A 16,769-nucleotide genomic window follows, 5' to 3' on the forward strand; every position below is an offset into this window, starting at 1 on the left:
TCACCGTGATAAAGATCGAAGATTATCCGCTCACCCGGGTGCCGCAGGATAAACGAGTTTCGTTTTTAAGCGTGGCCATCGTGCATATGGGCATGCTGACCGCGCTGGACCAGTTCATGCTCGGCGCCGTGCTCGGCAACTCCATGACGCTGATTGACGCCTTCACCGCCATTTTCGTCGGCAGCCTGATCTTCGGCGTGGTGACCTACGGCCTGGGGCTGGCGGGCATGCGCGAAGGCATTTCCGGCAGCCTGCTGGCGCGCTGGTGCGGCTTCGGCCGTCTGGGTTCGGTGCTGATCGGCGTAGTGGTGGCCGTCAGCCTGCTGGGTTGGTTCGGCATTCAGAACGCCATTTTCGCCAAGTCGCTCGACTTCGCGCTCGGCAACAAGCTGGGCTTCGGCCTGGCCGCCGGGCTCTCGGGCACGCTGTTGACCATCCTAGTGGCATTCGGCTTCAAGGCACTGCGCATCGCCGCCCGTATCGCGGTACCGATGTTTATCATGCTGGTGGCCTTTATTTCGGTGACCGCGCTTTCCGGCCATAACCTGCAGGAGATCATCCAGCTGGCGCCGCCGGGTGAACCGCTGACCATCAGCGCCGGCATCACCATCGTCGTTGGCGGCGCCATCGTGGCCAGCCTGATGACCCCCGATCTGACCCGTTACTCCAAAAACGGCAAGCATGTGCTCGGCGTCACGCTCTTCACCATCATCGCCGGCGAGTTCGTGGTGAACGGCCTGGCGATCCTGATAGCCAAAACCCTGGGCACTGCGGATGTGGTCACCATCATGTCGCAAGCGGCCGGCGGCGCCGGTTTGCTGGTGGTGGTGTTCTCCACCCTGCGCGTCAACGATCTCAACCTTTACTCTTCTTCGCTCGGCATCGTCAACGCGGTAGAAGGCATCACCGGCAAAAAGCTGAAGTACACCTACACCACGTTGGTGATCGGTATTCTGGGCACCACGCTGTCGGTACTGGGCATTCTTGACCGCTTTGTCGACTTCCTGACGGTGCTTGGCGTGGTCTTCCCGCCGATTATCGGCATCATGCTGGTGGACTATTATCTGCTGCGCAGCCACCGCAAGCTCCTGGACGAGAGCCGCCGTACCGGCCAGTTGCCGAGCGAAACGCCAACCATCGGCTGGGCGGCGATCGTCGCCAGCATCGCCGGCGGCGTCGTTGGCCTGGCGACCGAATGGGGCGTGCCGACCATCAATTCCCTGGTAGCCGCCAGCCTGCTGTATTGGGTGCTTAAACTGGCCTTCCGCCGGGCGCAACAACCGCTGGCCTCGCAGAAGTCGCTCTGATTTTCGCGCACGCGCTAATGCACTCCTCCGGTGACGGGGGAGTGTTTGACGCTAGAGAAGGGAGATTCAGTGCAAAAGGAGGGGCCGATCGCGCAGACAAACGGCCGTGGTAGTTAGGGTCCCTGGTGTCGGTAGCAAGCTATCCATTATGCTCAGAGCGTGGCAACGCCCCCTCTGGGCTTTTTATTATAAAAATTGTTGGCTTCCGTGTTTTTATCATAAAGAAAAACTTCAGCTTGCATGAACAGTAGCCCATGAAATCGGCTTTGGTCAACATAAAAGTAAACATAAAACCGGCTTTTGTGTTCACTTTTCCATAAGCAAAACCTAATCAATTGATTTACACGGCTTTATCTTTCGTGCAGAGAAGGCAAGCCTCCCCGCTGATATCACTGCGCTAAACGGCTGACGAGAAACAATAATTACCGCCAATAATCAGCCTGTTACCTACTCCTTAGCGCCTTTTTATCTGGACAACGCCAATGCGTAGGATATAGTGAAGCCTGCGTAATGTTTGTAAGGACAGCCAATGAAAACCACCAACGCACAGCGCAAAATCAACATCATTAAAAATATTGAATATCTGATGCGTACACGCGGTGAAACCAAGGCTTCCTTTTCCAATCGCAGCGGCCTGACGCGCACGACTCTCTACAAAATTCTTGACGGAAGAGTGAACAACGTTCAGCAATCCACCGTGAATCGGATCTCCGATTTCTTCGGTGTCTCCTGTGAAGAGATCGAAGATTACGATCTGGAAAAGCTGGAGCTGCTCAACGAAACGCTGTCCACCGAAGGCAACAAGAACCCTTCCGCCATTCCGGTGATCCCGCAGTCGCGCTATCTGGCCGTCTCGCAGCGCAAAATCGGGCAACTGGTCACCGAGTTTCCTCTGACTTATTTCTTCGGCGATGAGTCGAACATGTTGGCAATGAAAATAGAGACCGAAATTAAAGGGTCATTTATTCCCGGCGAAGTCATCATCATCAAACGACCGCCGGTACTGATTTGCGATTCGCCTTTGCTGTATCACTCGGGAAAAAGTGGCTTCTTTGTGGTTGACGACAAAGACAGCGAAAGCATGGACAAACGCCCTCAGGACACCGTGCAATTCCTGGGTTACATCGTTGGAGAAAGGTTATAAATGGAACCGAATCAGAAGTTCAAGCTGTTGGGCTTCACCCGGCATGGCACCATCGCGGCCAATGTCATGGTCTTGGCCACCGGCAAAACCATTACCATGGGGCTGAATGAGCTGGCCGACAGCGAAATATCAGAAGATCTGAGCCGGCACGAGCTGCAGGCGCTGTACCGCAAACTCTATGGCGACAACCAACAAAAAACCGCCTACGAGCTCAGCGATCGCCACGAACGCTCCTGGTACGCCTACCTGATTATTACCGTGGCGCTCAGCGTGATTTATATTTTCTCAACGCTGTGCGGCGTCAAACCGATCCAAATCCCGGTGCTGAATCTCATCACGCCGCCGGCGATCTTCATTTACCCGCTCACGTTCATTCTGGTGGATATCCTCAACGAATTCTATGGCTTACGGCTGGCCAGGCGCACCATCATCATCTCGTTTATCGCCAATCTGACCTTCGTCCTGGGAGTTTGGGTAACGACGCTGGTGCCAAGCATTCCGCAGTGGGAGTACAGCGAGACCTACAACGGCATCGTGCACAGCATCATGGCGGTGCTGGTGGCCTCGTCGGCGGCCTATCTGATCTCCGAGAATGTCAACTCCTACCTGCTCTGCAAAATCAAAGAGTTGACCAACTCCCGCTACCTGTTTGTGCGCGTGATCACCAGCACCGTAGTGGCGTCGGCCATCGACAGCGTGGTGTTCTGTACGCTGGCGTTCTACAACGTGCTGAGCTGGGACATTATCAAAACCATGATCCTGTCGCAGTTCCTGATCAAGGTGGTTTACGCCCTGCTGGGCGTCGGGCCGATCTACGCCACCCGCAGTCTGTTTAACCGCTACATCAATACCGAACAAGCAAAAGGCAATGAATATGCATATCCAAAAGCAAGATAAAATCACCCATCTTGGCGCCAATTCCGATTATCCGGATCAATATGCTCCCGCATTGCTCGAAGCCTTGCCGCGTGCGCGCGGCCGCGATCTGATCGGCGTGGACGAGCGGCAGCTGCCGTTCAGCGGCTTTGATCTGTGGACCGCCTTCGAGCTGTCCTGGCTCAACGCCAAGGGCAAGCCGGTGGTGGGCATCGGCGAATTTACCTTCCCGCACTCGTCGTCGAACCTGATCGAATCCAAGTCGTTCAAGCTGTATCTCAACAGCTTCAACCAAACGCGCTTCGACAGCGTGGAACAGGTGAGCGCCGCCATGCAGCAAGATCTGTCGCAGGCGGCCAACGGCCAGGTCACCGTCAAGCTCTATCCGGGGCTGGAAGGTTACCCGGTGCAGATCGAGCGCCTGCCGGGCATCAACATCGACGATCTGGATATCGCGGTCGACGACTTCGCCTTCAAACCGGAATACCTGAGCGGCGCGGCCGAGAGAGGGGAACCGGTGTCGGAGACGCTGTCTTCCAATCTGCTGAAATCCAACTGCCTGGTCACCAACCAGCCGGACTGGGGCAGCGTGGTGATCCGCTATGAAGGCCGCAAAATCGATCGTGAAAGCCTGCTGCGCTACCTGATCTCCTTCCGCCAGCACAACGAATTCCACGAGCAGTGCGTCGAGCGCATTTTCAACGACATCAAGCAGAGCTGCCGCCCGGAAAAGCTCAGCGTGTTCGCGCGCTACACCCGCCGCGGCGGCCTGGACATCAACCCCTTCCGCAGCGATTTCGAAACGGCGCCGGCGCTCGGCCGCCTGATCAGACAGTAAGCGTTATCCCCCAATGCTCCCGCCGGGGAGCATTGTTTCCCTCGCTTTCATCTCCCTGTTATTTTTCGCCATTATCGTCGTCAGCGGCTATCTTCAAAGCACACTGACGGAGATTAACGACGCATGCCTGACCTTTCACGCAGAGACATCCTGCGGGCTGCCGCCATCGGATCGGCTTTCTCGCTGTTGCCCGCCTCGATTCGCAAAGCGCTGGCCATTCCCGCCAATAACCGCACCGGCACCCTGCGCGACGTCGAACACGTGGTGATCCTGATGCAGGAGAACCGCTCTTTCGACCACTACTTCGGCACCCTGCCGGGCGTGCGCGGCTTCAGCGATCGCTTTACCATCCCATTGCCCGGCGGCCGCCACGTCTGGCAGCAGCAGGGGGCCGAGCGGCTGGTGTTGCCCTACCACCTTGACAGCAAACGCGGCAACGCCCAGCGCGTCACCGGCACGCCGCACTCGTGGGTAGATGAGCAAGCCGCCTGGGATCACGGCCGCATGAGCGCCTGGCCCACCTACAAAACGCCGGCCTCGATGGGCTATTACCGTCAGCAGGAGCTGCCGTTCCAGTTCGCGCTGGCCAACGCCTTTACCCTGTGCGACGCCTATCACTGCGCTATTCACGCCGGCACCAATACCAACCGACTGTTCCACTGGACCGGCACCAACGGCCCGTCCGCCGCCGACGTGGCGGTGGTGGTCAACGAATGGGACAGCCCCGGCCCGGCGGAGATCGGCTACCAGTGGACAACCTATCCGGAACGGCTGGAGGCGAGCGGCGTCAGTTGGAAGGTGTACCAATTCCTGCCGGACAACTTTACCGACAACCCGCTGGCGGGTTTTCGTCAATACCGCGCCGCCAGCATTCAGGTGGGCAACCCGGCGCGGCCGCCGAAAGACTTCAACGCTTTCGTGCCCTATCGCGAGGCGCTCAACGAGGCCGCGCCGCTGTACAAAGGCAACGGCAACACCCTGCCGGCCGCCGACGGCAACGATCTGGATGCCATGCTGGCCGGATTCCGCTCCGACGTACAGCAGGGCAAACTGCCGCAGGTCAGCTGGATCATCGCGCCGGCGGCCTATTCGGAACACCCCGATCCCTCCAGCCCGGTGCAGGGCGGCTGGTTCACCCAAGAGATCCTCAACGCGCTGACCGACAACCCGGAGGTGTGGAGTAAAACCGTCCTGCTGGTCAACTACGACGAAAACGACGGCTTTTTTGACCATATGCCTTCGCCTTCCGCACCCTCGCTGCGCGAAGACGGCAGCTTCGCCGGTAAATCGACGGTGCCGTTCGACACCGAGATCTTCCAGCACGTGGCGCCGCCCGGTTCGCAGGATCAGCCGCCGCCGGACGGCCGCATCTACGGCCCCGGCCCACGGGTGCCGATGCTGGTGCTGTCGCCCTGGAGCCGCGGCGGCTGGGTCAATTCGCAGGTTTTCGATCACACCTCGGTGCTGCAATTCCTGGAAAAGCGCTTTCAGGTGCATGAACCCAACATCAGCGCCTGGCGCCGCGCGGTATGTGGCGATCTCACCTCGGCGTTCAACTTTGTCGATCCTAACGGCGAAGCGCTGCCGAGCCTGCCCGCCACCAATCGCCACGCCGCCGATGGCCTGCGCCAGCGCCAGGAACAGCTGCCGCAAGTGCCCCTGCCGCCCCCCACCCACCAGCGTTTGCCGCACCAACGCCGCCTGGCGCGCCCTTCCCGCGCGTTGCCCTACCAGCTGCACGTCGAGGCCGCCGTCGCAGCCGAGCAGCGTCGCGTGACGCTCAACCTGTTCAATACCGGCGAGCAGGGAGCGGTGTTTCACGTCTATGATCGCCGGGACCTCACGCAGATCCCGCGCCGCTATACCGTCGAGGCCGGCAAGGCGGTCAGCGATGACTGGCAGATGGAGGATGAGTACCATCTGTGGTTGCTCGGCCCCAACGGCTTTCATCGCGAGCTGCGCGGCGCCCTGAGCCGGCCGCAGCCGGAGGTGCGTCTGCGCCCGACGGGCCGCAGCCTGCTGCTGCTGCTGAATAATCCGGGCACCGAAGCGATAGCGGTCACCCTCGAACGCTGCCCTTACACGCAGCAAGGCCCGTGGCCTATCACGCTGCCTGCGGGCGGCAGCCACCAGCAAGCGTTTGACGCTCACGCCGGCGGCGGTTGGTACGATTTTACGCTGCAAAGCCAGGGAGGTTGGCTGCGCCGCCTGGCGGGGCGGCTGGAGGATGGCGAACACAGCGTCAGCGACCCGCTGATGGGCCAGGGGTAACCGATCGGCATCAAGGGAGTTCAAAAAGCGAAAGGATATCGCTTATCATTGCGCTCTCGTTCTTCGCCGATTACCCAAGGATCTTCATGCCCGCTGTTCTTATCGCCAAAGCCGGCCGCTGGTTGGCCACCTGTGTATTGCTGTTGGCCGGCGCCGCTCAAGCCGCGCCGATCGTCGTCACCGATGTCGCCGGCCGCCAGGTCACCCTGCCGCAACCGGCCAAACGCGTTATTCTGGCCGACGCTCGCGCGCTGCTGGCGCTGAATATTCTGCACCCGCAGCAGCCGCTGAAAAACATCATCGCCTGGGACAACTCGCTGAAGGTCAAAGCGCCGGATCTGGTTGAAGCCTACGCGAAAAAATTTCCGCAGGTCATGCAAATCCCTACCTTCGACAATCCCTACACCAGTGATTTCAGCGTGGAAAGCGCGGTGGTGCGCCAACCGGATCTGATCATTTTCGACATCGGCCTGCTGAGCAAATTGAAAGACAGCGGCGTACTGACCCAGCTGGAAAAAGTCGGCATCCCGGTGCTGATCATCGATTTTCGCCAGCAGCCGCTGACCAATACCGTCGCCAGCATGACGCTATTGGGTAAAGTGTTTGACGAGCAGCCCAACGCCGACGCCTTTATCCGTCTCTATCAGCAGCGCCTCGAACTGGTGCGGCAGCGGGTCGCCACGCTGAAGCCGGAGCAACGCCCCAGCGTCTTTATCGAGCGCAGCGCCGGCATCAAAGGCGAACAGTGCTGCAACACCTTCGGCAAGGGCAGCTTCGGGCAGTTCATCGATACCGCCGGCGGCAAGAATATCGGCAGTAAGCTGTTTTCAGACATGGGCGGTGAAGTGAATGTCGAGCAGGTGATTAGCAGCAACCCGGATTTCTATCTGCTGACCGGCGCCGACTGGAGTCGCGGGCATCGCAGCACGCTGGCGGTGCCGCTAGGTTACACCACCGATATGGCCACCAGCCAAAAGAAACTGGCGCATCTGCTGGATCGCACCGGCATTAACGTGCTGAAAGCGGTGAAAGAAAAACGCGTGATGGCGATTTACCATCAATTTTACGACACGCCGCTCAACTTTATCGCCGTTGAGGCGATCGCCAAATTCCTGCACCCGGCGTTGTTTAAAGATATTGATCCGCAAGCGGATATCGAAATGGTGCACCAGAAATTCACCGCGCTGGATTACAGCGGCGTCTTCTGGCTTACGCCGCAATAACCCCCGCCAGGGCCCGCCAGCCGGGCCCTGTTTCCCGCATTCATTATTTAGTTACCCGCTTAACTATCCCGTAACAATTCTATTTACTCGCCAATAATTATCATTAAGATTGTCTTTTCTAAAAAAACACATCCGGGTCTGAAACTCTTAAGGCATTATTATGTCATCTCTTTTTCGGCTTTCCCTGCTGACGGCTTCCATCGCCGTCGCGTTCCCTGTCCTTGCTACTGATAACTCATCTCAAAACGATACCGACACCGTGACCGTCGTCGGCAACTGGCTGGACAACCCTGATACCAGTTCGGTGCTGCTCAACCATCCGGGCGCGCGTTCCATCGTCACCCAGCAGCAGATGCACGAGCAAGGCGACCAGACCATCGCCGATAGCCTGCGCGGCGTGCCCGGCGTGCAGGTGCGCGACAGCAACGGCACCGGCGGCAGCGACATCTCGCTCAACGTCGGCGTGCGCGGCCTGACTTCGCGTCTTTCTCCACGCTCCACCATTCTGATGGACGGCGTCCCGCTGGCGGTCGCGCCTTACGGCCAGCCGCAGCTGTCGATGGCTCCGCTGTCTATCGGTAATCTGCAATCGGTGGACGTGGTGCGCGGCGGCGGCGCGGTGCGCTACGGGCCGCAGAACGTCGGCGGCGTGATCAATTTCGTTACCCGAGACATTCCCAAAACGTTTGGCGGCACCGCCGGCGTACAAACCCAGGGCGCCAGCCACGGCGGCCTGAAGACCCTGACCAGCGCCTCCGTGGGTGGCACCGCAGACAACGGCTTCGGTGCCGAGCTGCTCTACTCCGGCCTGCACGGCCAGGGCTACCGCGACAACAACGACAACACCGACATCGACGATTTCATGCTGAAAACGCGTTATGCGTTTACCGATCGCGACGAACTGTTGGCCAATTTCCACTACTACGACGCCAAAGCCGGCATGCCGGGCGGGCTGAGCACCGCGCAGTACGCGCAGAACCCGTTCCAGTCCACGCGGCCGTGGGACCAGTTCGAAGGCCGCCGCAAGGATATGTCGTTCAAGTACAAACATCAGGAAGACGACAAGCAGTTCGAAGTGTTGACCTACTTCACCGACAGCTACCGCGGCAGCAACATCGAATCGGAAGGCACCGGCAAAAACACGGGCCAGCGGCGCATGGTCTCCTATCCGCGTCACTATTCAACCTGGGCTATCGAACCTAGCTATTCGCAGGTCTTCCGCTTCTGGGATATGGCGCACGAGATCACCCTCGGTTACCGTTACCTGAATGAAACCATGGACGAAAAGGCGTCGCGTTCGGCCTGGTATAACCCGGCGAATATCGGCTCGACGCCGGATACCCCGGACTATTACCAGCACACCTCCGGCGGCACCGCGGCCAACGCGTTCTATATCGACGACACCATCAACGTCGGCAACTGGACGATCACGCCGGGCTTGCGTTATGAAAGCATCCGCACCCACGTGGACGATTCGTTCAACAACATCAGCCGCGAGAAAAGCTACAGCGAACCGCTGCCGTCCTTGAACGTGATGTACCACCTGTCCGATGCCTGGAAGCTGTTCGCCAACGCCAACACGTCGTTCGGCAGCATGCAGTATTTCCAACTGACCAAAGGCGGCAACGGCAACCAACCTGCGCCGGGGCTGACGGCGGAAAAAGCGCACACCTATGAATTCGGCACCCGCTACGATGATACCGTGGTCAAAGCCGAAGCCACGCTGTTCTACATCGACTTCGATAACCAGCTGCAGTACATCAGCAACGACGTGGGCTGGACCAATATGGGCGCCACCAAGCATAAAGGCATCGAGCTGGCGCTCAGCTACGATCTCAGCGAGCTGAACCGGGCGCTCGACGGTGCCAGCGTCTACACCAGCTATACCTACACCAAAGCCAGCACCGACAAGGGCGACTTCGCCGGTAAAGATCTGCCGTTCTACTCGCGCCAGGTGTATACCGTCGGCACTCGCTACGCCACCGGCAGCTGGGTATGGAATCTGGACGGTTACGCGCAGTCCAAACAGCATTCGCCGGGCACCGGGCCGGAGTACGTCACGCAGGAAAGCGCCGATGGTCAGTTCGGCGATATCGCCGGTTACATGGTGTGGAATATGCGCGGGGAATATAATTTCGGGCCGCAGCTATCGAACCTGACGCTGGGCGCCGGGGTGAAAAACCTGTTCGACCAGCGCTACTTCACCCGCTCCAACGACAATAACTTCGGCAAGTACGTCGGCGAACCGCGCACCTTCTTCGTGCAGGGGTCGATCGCTTTCTGATACCGAGGCCCCGCCGGGGCCTCGGTATCACCGACAGTAAAGGCGAAACAGGCGCGCCAGGTGCGCGCCCATCGGCGTCAGGGTGGTGTCCTTGCGTTGGATAAGATAAAACGTCGCTTTCGGCAGACTCTCTTCCAGCTCGAGCGGCACCAAATGCTTGCCCAGAATCGGATCCGAAATCACGTCCACCGACAGAATGCTAACAAAATCGCTCTGCGCCACCAGGCTGGTACAAGCCATAAAGGTCTCGCAGGTCACGCTGATAGACGGCGCCATGCCCAAGTCCCCGAACAGATCGTGCAATAGCCGGTAATAGCTGCCTTTCGGTGTCGGCATGGTCCAGTCGCAGTGCTGCAGCTGTTTCAGCGAGGTCGCCCGCTCCATCGGATGCCCTTTGCGTACCACCACCCGATACTCTTTTTCCATCAGCCGTTCGTACTGCAACTCGTTGTCGAGGCTGCTGGGGTAGTAGGTATTGACGGTAAAGTCCAGCTCGCCCTGGCGCAGTTCAGGGATCATCGACACCAGCTGCCCCTCGACGATGCGTACCTTCACGTTGGGATACTCACGATGAAACTGCGTGACCACCTGCGGCATCACGGTACGCGCAATGCTGCCACCAACGCCGATATTCACCGTGCCGCCCGCCAACCCCAACCGCTGTTGGATATCTTCCTGCGCCACCCGCAGCTCTTCAAGGATCAGGCTGGCATGCTGGAAAAAGTTATCGCCGCAGTCGGTCAATACCACACCCTGGCTACGGCGAATAAACAGCTTGGCGCCAAGCACCTCTTCCAGCTCCTGAATGGCCTTGGTCAGTGCAGGCTGGGAAAGGCGTGAGGTGCGGCTAGCGGCGCGGATGCTGCCTTGGCGGCTAACGTCCACAAATGCACGTAATTGGTGCAATTTTATCGAGGCTGGCATAGGCGAAAGGCGATAACCGTTATTTATCAATAGCAAGATATTGGCATCTTATTTAGCCAGATTCCATTGTGTACATTCGGAAAAAACATAATAAATAACCAAATTCTTATTTCGCTTAATTAAGCGCATTTTCTGCGCCAATAAGCGCCATTCACGGCAGTTAGTAACCAAATATACCTTTTTCTTTGCAATAGCTTCACCGTCTGATTTCAGTTCAGAGCATAACTGCTGCCTGGAGCGATCCAGCGCGCGATAACTTATGAGATATCACTATGACTAATTCGCTTACGATGTTGGTGGCCGATTTGTACCCGCAATTGCAGGCCTGGCGCCGCGACTTCCATCGCTATGCCGAATCCGGCTGGTTTGAGTTCCGCACCGCCACCCTGGTGGCGGAAGAACTCGATCGGCTGGGTTATCGCCTGCAGCTGGGCCGCGAGGTAATCAAGGCCGAAGCGCGCATGGGACTCCCCTCGTCCGATGAGCTGGAAGCGCAGGAACAGCGCGCCCGCAATCAGGGGGCGTTGGAAAAATGGTTGCCGCACTTTTCCGGCGGCTTCGCCGGCATCGTCGCAACGCTCGATACCGGCCGCCCCGGCCCAACTATCGCCTACCGCGTGGATATGGACGCCCTCGATCTCAACGAATTGCTGGAACCCGAACACCTGCCGTTCCGTGAAGGCTTCGCCTCTTGCAACAGCGGCATGATGCATGCATGCGGTCATGACGGCCATACCACCATCGGCCTGGGGCTGGCGCACGTCTTCAAAAGCCTGGAGTCCCAGCTTCGCGGCACCGTCAAACTGATCTTCCAGCCGGCGGAAGAAGGCACACGCGGCGCAAAATCGATGGTGGAGGCCGGCGTGGTGGACGACGTCGATTTCTTCACCGCGGTGCATATCGGCACCGGCGTGCCGGCTGGTGAGCTGGTATGCGGCAGCGACAGCTTTATGGCCACCAGCAAGCTGGACGTCACCTTCCGCGGCGTCGCCTCCCACGCCGGCGCCAAGCCGGAAGACGGTCGCAACGCTCTGCTCGCAGCGGCGCAGGCTGCGCTGGGGCTTTACGCCATCCCGCGCCACAGCGAAGGCAGCTCGCGCATCAATGTCGGCGTGCTGCAGGCCGGCACCGGCCGCAACGTGATCGCCGATCGGGCGTTTATGAAGGTGGAGACGCGCGGCGCCACCAATGAGATCAACGCGTTCGTCTATCAACAGGCGCTGAACGCCATCGAAGGCGCAGCCAAGATGCACGGCGTCGCCTGCGACATCGCGCTGATGGGCGCTGCGCAGAGCAGCAAACCGACCCAACCGTGGGTGGATTACATCCGTCGCCAGGCACAGCAGATAACCGAGCTGACCTCGGTGGTCGATCGCCGCGAACAGGCTGCGGGTTCAGAGGACGCCACCTACATGATGGAACGGGTGAAATCCCGCGGCGGCCAGGCCTCATACGTCATTTTCGGCACCGAGCTGAGCGCCGGACACCATAACGAGAAATTTGACTTCAACGAGCAGGTGATGGCAGTGGCGGTGAAAACGCTGGCGTCGCTGGCGCTGAACCTGCCGACATTCGGGAGCGGATCATGAGCAACTCAGAACTACAGGCATTTATCGACGACTACATTGACCAACGTCAGCCTCGCTTCAGCGCGCTGAGCGACGCGATTTGGGACCACCCGGAAACGCGCTTCAACGAGACCTATTCCGCCACGTTGCTGGCCGATGCGCTGGAGCAGGAAGGCTTCTCGGTCGAGCGCGGCGTGGGCGACATCGAGACGGCGTTTATCGCCAGCTACGGCAGCGGCCACCCGGTCATCGCGTTGCTGGGCGAGTACGACGCGCTGGCCGGGCTGAGCCAGCAGGCGGGCCGCGCTACGCCGCAGCCGCTGGTGGAAAACGGCAACGGCCATGGCTGTGGCCACAACCTGCTGGGCACTGCGGCGCTGGCGGGCGCCTTCGCCGCCAAGGCGTGGATGCAGCAGAACCGGCTGACCGGTACCTTACGCTTCTACGGCTGCCCGGGCGAAGAAGGCGGCTCCGGCAAAACCTTTATGGTGCGCGAAGGCCTGTTCGACGACGTCGACGCCGCCCTCACCTGGCACCCGGAAGGCTTCAGCGGCATGTTCAATACCAGTACGCTGGCCAACATTCAGGCGGCGTTTCACTTCAAGGGCGTCGCCGCCCATGCCGCCAACTCGCCGCACCTGGGGCGCAGCGCGCTGGACGCGGTGACGCTGATGAATACCGGTGCCAACTTCCTGCGCGAACATATCGTACAAGAAGCGCGGCTGCACTACGCGGTCACCAACACCGGCGGCAGCTCCCCCAACGTGGTGCAGGCCGACGCCGAGGTGTTGTACCTGATCCGCGCGCCGCAGCTCGATCAGGCGCAGGACATTTACCAACGGGTGATTAACATCGCCAAGGGCGCAGCGCTGATGACTGACACCCAGATGGAAGTGCGCTTCGACAAGGCCTGCTCCAACTATGTGCCGAACCGCAGCCTGGAACGCGCGATGTATCAAAACCTGTGTGATTTCGGTCTGCCCGAGTACAGCGACGCCGAACGCTGCTTCGCCGAGGAAATCCGCCAGACGCTGAGCCGCGACGATCTGCGCAACGCCAAACTCAACATTGCCCGCACCGGCGGCGCAGCCGGGCGCGAGTGGGTGCAGCGGCTGGGAGATAAGATGCTGATGGATGAGGTCGCTCCTTATGTGGAGTCCGATGACCTGCTGTACGGTTCTACCGACGTTGGCGACGTGAGCTGGGTGGCGCCGACCGCCCAATGCTTTAGCCCCTGTTTCGCACTCGGCACGCCTCTGCACACCTGGCAACTGGTGGCGCAGGGCCGCACCGCTATCGCCCATAAGGGCATGTGCCTGGCCGGCAAAGTAATGGCGGCGACCGCCATCGATCTGCTGAGCGACAGTACCCTGCTGGCGCGCTGCCGCAGCGAGTTTGATCGCCGGCGCGCCGAACAACCGTACCGCTGCCCAATCCCGCAGGGGGTGAAACCCTCCCCATTGAAATAGCATGAACAGACAGGGCCCGGCTCACCGGGTCACTAAGAATAATTATAAATAAATCAAATAATAACAATCACACAACAGAGCAAACACAGAGGGTAAAATCATGAGTGAGGCCACAACGCCAATCAATAAAAGCCCCGGACGCGTTTTTTACTGGGTGGAACGCATCGGCAATAAGATCCCCAATCCGTTTTTACTGTTCGTCTATTTGATCCTGGTGCTTATGCTGGCCACCGCGCTGTTTTCCTGGCTCGATGTAGCGGTAAAAAATCCGGCCACCGGCGAGCTTATCAAGGTGAATAACCTGATGAGCGTGGCGGGCATGCAGTGGATATTTCCCAACATCATCCATAACTTCAGCAGCTTTGCGCCGCTGGGGGCTATTTTGGCGCTGGTGATAGGCGCCGGCCTGGCGGAAAAGGTCGGCCTGCTGCAGGCGCTGATGTACAAAATGGCCTCGCGCGTCAGCGCCCGCTACGCCAGTTATATGGTGCTGTTTATCGCCTTCTTCAGCCATATATCGTCGGACGCCGCCCTGGTGGTGATGCCGCCTCTTGGCGCGCTGATGTTTGTGGCGGTGGGCCGCCACCCAATAGCCGGACTGCTGGCGGCGATCGCCGGCGTCGCCTCCGGCTTTACCGCCAACCTGTTGATCGTCACCACCGACGTATTGCTTTCCGGCATCAGCACCGAAGCCACCAAAGCAGTGGATGGCGCGATTCACGTTAGCGTGATCGACAACTGGTACTTTATGGCCACCTCCGTGATCGTACTGACCATCGCCGGCGCGCTGCTCACCGACAAGTTTATCGAGCCCCGGCTGCCGAAGTGGCAAGGCAGCGCCGAAGACAAAATCGCCGCGCTGACCCCGCTGCAGAACCGGGGACTGATGATGAGCGGCATCGCCGCGCTGGTGTTTATCGCCATCATCGCCGCTCTGGTGGTGCCGGAGGCCGCGCCGCTGCGTGACCCGAACACCGGTTCGGTGATCCCTTCCCCGTTCATCAAGGGTATAGTGCCGATCATCATCCTGTTCTTCTTCACCGTCGCCATTACCTATGGCGTAGTCACCAAACAGATCCGGCGGCCGGATGACATTCCCCACCACTTGCTCGATCCGATGAAAAGCATGGCGGGTTTTATCGTGATGGTATTTCCGCTGTCGCAGTTCGTGGCGTTCTTTAACTGGAGCAACATGGGCAAGTTTATGGCCGTCGGCCTCACCGATATGCTGGAAGCCGCCGGCATGAGTGGCGCACCGGCATTTCTCGGCCTGATGTTCCTCTCCGCCTTCCTGTGCATGTTCATCGCCAGCGGCTCGGCGATCTGGTCAATTTTGGCGCCGATCTTCGTACCGATGTTTATGCTGCTCGGTTTCCACCCGGCGTTCGCCCAGATGATCTTTCGCATCGCCGACTCCGCGGTGCTGCCGCTGGCACCGATGTCGCCGTTCCTGCCGCTGTTCCTCAGCTTCCTGCAGCGCTACCGCAAAGACGCGCAGCTCGGCACCTATTACGTGCTGATCCTGCCCTATCCTGTGGTGTTCTTCAGCGTGTGGATTTTGCTGCTGCTGGTCTGGTATGCGCTTGGGTTGCCAATCGGCCCGGGCGTGTATCCGAAACTGGGCTAACCCCCCGCTATCTCGCCCCGAGCCGGCTCGCGCGGCGCGGGTCTCTTCCCCCCGAGCCCAGAAGAAAAATTGATCTTCCTCACCCTCCAAACGCCCCAACGCATTATTTCATTGCCTTGCTAAACCGGTTCTTCTATTTTAGCACCCCATCTGACAAGGACAAAAACAGGGATTAAGCATGATGAATCGCGTATGGGTACTGGGCGACGCCGTGATCGACCTGGTGCCGGAAAATGCCAACGGTTATCTCAAATGCCCCGGCGGCGCGCCGGCTAACGTAGCGGTGGGCATCGCCCGGCTCGGTGGCGACAGCGCTTTTATCGGGCGAGTGGGGCAAGACGGCTTCGGCGCCTTTCTGCAGCAGGTGCTGAGCGATGAAGGGGTGGATATCGGCCATATGCGGCCAGACCCCGAACACCACACCTCCACGGTCGTGGTGGATCTCGATCTGCAGGGTGAGCGCTCATTCACGTTTATGGTGCAGCCCAGCGCCGATCTATTTTTGCAGCCCGACGATCTGCCGGCTTTCCAACGGGGTGAATGGCTGCACCTCTGCTCCATCGCGCTCTCGCAGGAGCCCAGCCGCAGTGCGGCCTTCACGGCGATGGAGCGCATTCGGGCGGCCGGTGGCCGGGTCAGTTTCGATCCCAACATCCGCGAAGAGGTCTGGCGCCAGCCGGAAGCACTGCGCCCCTGCCTGCAAAAGGCGCTGCTGCTGGCGGACGTGGTGAAACTGTCGCGCGAAGAGCTGGCTTTCATCAGCCATCTTGACGATCTGGAGAACGCCATTCGCTGGATGATGCAAACCTATCCGCTGCGCCTGTTGCTGGTGACGCTGGGCGGCGACGGCGTCTATGTGCATGATGGCCAACGGCTGCGCCATTTCCGCGCGGCGCCTGTCGTTCCGGTCGATACCACCGGCGCCGGCGACGCCTTCGTCGCCGGGCTGTTAGCGGCACTGGCACGCCTTCACGAATTGCCGCAGGAAGCGCAATGGCCGGCGGTTATCGCCCAGGCGCAGGCCTGCGGCGCGCTGGCCACCACCGCCAAAGGCGCCATGACCGCCCTGCCCCACGCCGACGAGTTGGCAGCTTTCCTGCGTTGATCCTCTGCTTCCACGGCGAGCCTAAGGTTCGCCGTGGTCTTTTTGTCCACGATTTGCGCGCTCGATCACAATAGCTGAATCGGGTTAGCTAACTGAGTTGCCAGCGCGCTTCCCTCTCGTTATCTTTCGCCAT

At 59.6% G+C, this 16,769-nt stretch carries 12 protein-coding genes; 11 read left to right on the plus strand and 1 reads right to left on the minus strand.

Translation table 11 applies throughout. From position 1 onward, the window contains the following. The first annotated feature begins 5 nt into the window (after positions 1-5). The 7 genes from QDT79_RS00910 to QDT79_RS00940 all read left to right on the plus strand — a co-directional run bounded on the left by QDT79_RS00910 (position 6) and on the right by QDT79_RS00940 (position 9,943). The gene (locus QDT79_RS00910; protein WP_308316113.1) at positions 6-1,307 is read left to right on the plus strand and encodes a cytosine permease; all 1,302 of its coding nucleotides are present in this window, start codon (positions 6-8) and stop codon (positions 1,305-1,307) included. Between the two features lie 529 nt (positions 1,308-1,836). Next, positions 1,837-2,451, plus strand: a complete 615-nt coding sequence (locus tag QDT79_RS00915; protein ID WP_004937341.1) for a helix-turn-helix domain-containing protein — start codon at positions 1,837-1,839, stop codon at positions 2,449-2,451. Next, entirely contained in the window at positions 2,452-3,348 is an 897-nt protein-coding gene (locus QDT79_RS00920) for a queuosine precursor transporter (protein ID WP_004937338.1), read from the plus strand. It abuts the gene before it with no gap. Then, positions 3,326-4,165, plus strand: a complete 840-nt coding sequence (queF, locus tag QDT79_RS00925; RefSeq protein WP_308317166.1) for an NADPH-dependent 7-cyano-7-deazaguanine reductase QueF — start codon at positions 3,326-3,328, stop codon at positions 4,163-4,165. Before QDT79_RS00920 ends, queF begins: the two co-directional genes overlap by 23 nt. 123 nt (positions 4,166-4,288) lie before the next feature. Continuing rightward, positions 4,289-6,436 (plus strand): phosphocholine-specific phospholipase C, encoded by a 2,148-nt coding sequence (locus tag QDT79_RS00930; RefSeq protein ID WP_308316114.1) that lies wholly within the window; start codon positions 4,289-4,291, stop codon positions 6,434-6,436. Between the two features lie 86 nt (positions 6,437-6,522). Then, positions 6,523-7,659, plus strand: coding sequence for an ABC transporter substrate-binding protein (locus tag QDT79_RS00935; RefSeq protein WP_308316115.1), 1,137 nt, complete (start codon positions 6,523-6,525; stop codon positions 7,657-7,659). Between the two features lie 160 nt (positions 7,660-7,819). Beyond that, positions 7,820-9,943 carry a TonB-dependent receptor family protein gene (locus QDT79_RS00940; protein WP_063988691.1) on the plus strand — a complete coding sequence of 708 codons (2,124 nt, stop codon included), beginning with the start codon at positions 7,820-7,822 and terminating at the stop codon, positions 9,941-9,943. Positions 9,944-9,970: 27 nt separating this feature from the next. On the opposite strand, the gene QDT79_RS00945 is transcribed toward QDT79_RS00940, so the two are convergent. Beyond that, positions 9,971-10,867: a LysR family transcriptional regulator gene (locus QDT79_RS00945; RefSeq protein ID WP_063988690.1), complete on the minus strand. Its 897-nt coding sequence runs from the start codon at positions 10,865-10,867 to the stop codon at positions 9,971-9,973. Between the two features lie 272 nt (positions 10,868-11,139). On the opposite strand from QDT79_RS00945, the gene QDT79_RS00950 reads away from it, so the two are divergent. From QDT79_RS00950 to cscK, 4 genes are all read left to right on the plus strand, one after another. Further along, positions 11,140-12,456: a M20 family metallo-hydrolase gene (locus QDT79_RS00950; RefSeq protein WP_063988689.1), complete on the plus strand. Its 1,317-nt coding sequence runs from the start codon at positions 11,140-11,142 to the stop codon at positions 12,454-12,456. Then, a complete protein-coding gene (locus QDT79_RS00955) occupies positions 12,453-13,904 on the plus strand; it encodes a M20 family metallopeptidase (protein WP_308316116.1) in 1,452 nt (483 codons plus the stop codon). The genes QDT79_RS00950 and QDT79_RS00955 overlap by 4 nt, the downstream gene beginning before the upstream one ends. A gap of 100 nt (positions 13,905-14,004) precedes the next feature. Next, positions 14,005-15,531 (plus strand): p-aminobenzoyl-glutamate transporter, encoded by a 1,527-nt coding sequence (gene abgT, locus QDT79_RS00960; RefSeq protein WP_308316117.1) that lies wholly within the window; start codon positions 14,005-14,007, stop codon positions 15,529-15,531. 178 nt (positions 15,532-15,709) lie between these two features. Continuing rightward, complete coding sequence (gene cscK / locus QDT79_RS00965) at positions 15,710-16,636, plus strand: fructokinase (RefSeq protein ID WP_063988686.1); 927 nt, start codon at positions 15,710-15,712, stop codon at positions 16,634-16,636. The last annotated feature ends 133 nt before the right edge of the window (positions 16,637-16,769 follow it).

Source organism: Serratia marcescens (genome assembly GCF_029846115.1).
GTDB classification, from domain to species: domain Bacteria; phylum Pseudomonadota; class Gammaproteobacteria; order Enterobacterales; family Enterobacteriaceae; genus Serratia; species Serratia marcescens_L.

Bases quoted from the DNA above. Each gene is read 5' to 3' on its own strand.
- QDT79_RS00915 (WP_004937341.1), top strand. From the start codon at position 1,837: ATGAAAACCACCAACGCACAGCGCAAAATCAACATCATTAAAAATATT.
- QDT79_RS00920 (WP_004937338.1), top strand. From the start codon at position 2,452: ATGGAACCGAATCAGAAGTTCAAGCTGTTGGGCTTCACCCGGCATGGC.
- queF (WP_308317166.1), top strand. From the start codon at position 3,326: ATGCATATCCAAAAGCAAGATAAAATCACCCATCTTGGCGCCAATTCC.
- QDT79_RS00930 (WP_308316114.1), top strand. From the start codon at position 4,289: ATGCCTGACCTTTCACGCAGAGACATCCTGCGGGCTGCCGCCATCGGA.
- QDT79_RS00935 (WP_308316115.1), top strand. From the start codon at position 6,523: ATGCCCGCTGTTCTTATCGCCAAAGCCGGCCGCTGGTTGGCCACCTGT.
- QDT79_RS00940 (WP_063988691.1), top strand. From the start codon at position 7,820: ATGTCATCTCTTTTTCGGCTTTCCCTGCTGACGGCTTCCATCGCCGTC.
- QDT79_RS00945 (WP_063988690.1), bottom strand. From the start codon at position 10,867: ATGCCAGCCTCGATAAAATTGCACCAATTACGTGCATTTGTGGACGTT.
- QDT79_RS00950 (WP_063988689.1), top strand. From the start codon at position 11,140: ATGACTAATTCGCTTACGATGTTGGTGGCCGATTTGTACCCGCAATTG.
- QDT79_RS00955 (WP_308316116.1), top strand. From the start codon at position 12,453: ATGAGCAACTCAGAACTACAGGCATTTATCGACGACTACATTGACCAA.
- abgT (WP_308316117.1), top strand. From the start codon at position 14,005: ATGAGTGAGGCCACAACGCCAATCAATAAAAGCCCCGGACGCGTTTTT.
- cscK (WP_063988686.1), top strand. From the start codon at position 15,710: ATGATGAATCGCGTATGGGTACTGGGCGACGCCGTGATCGACCTGGTG.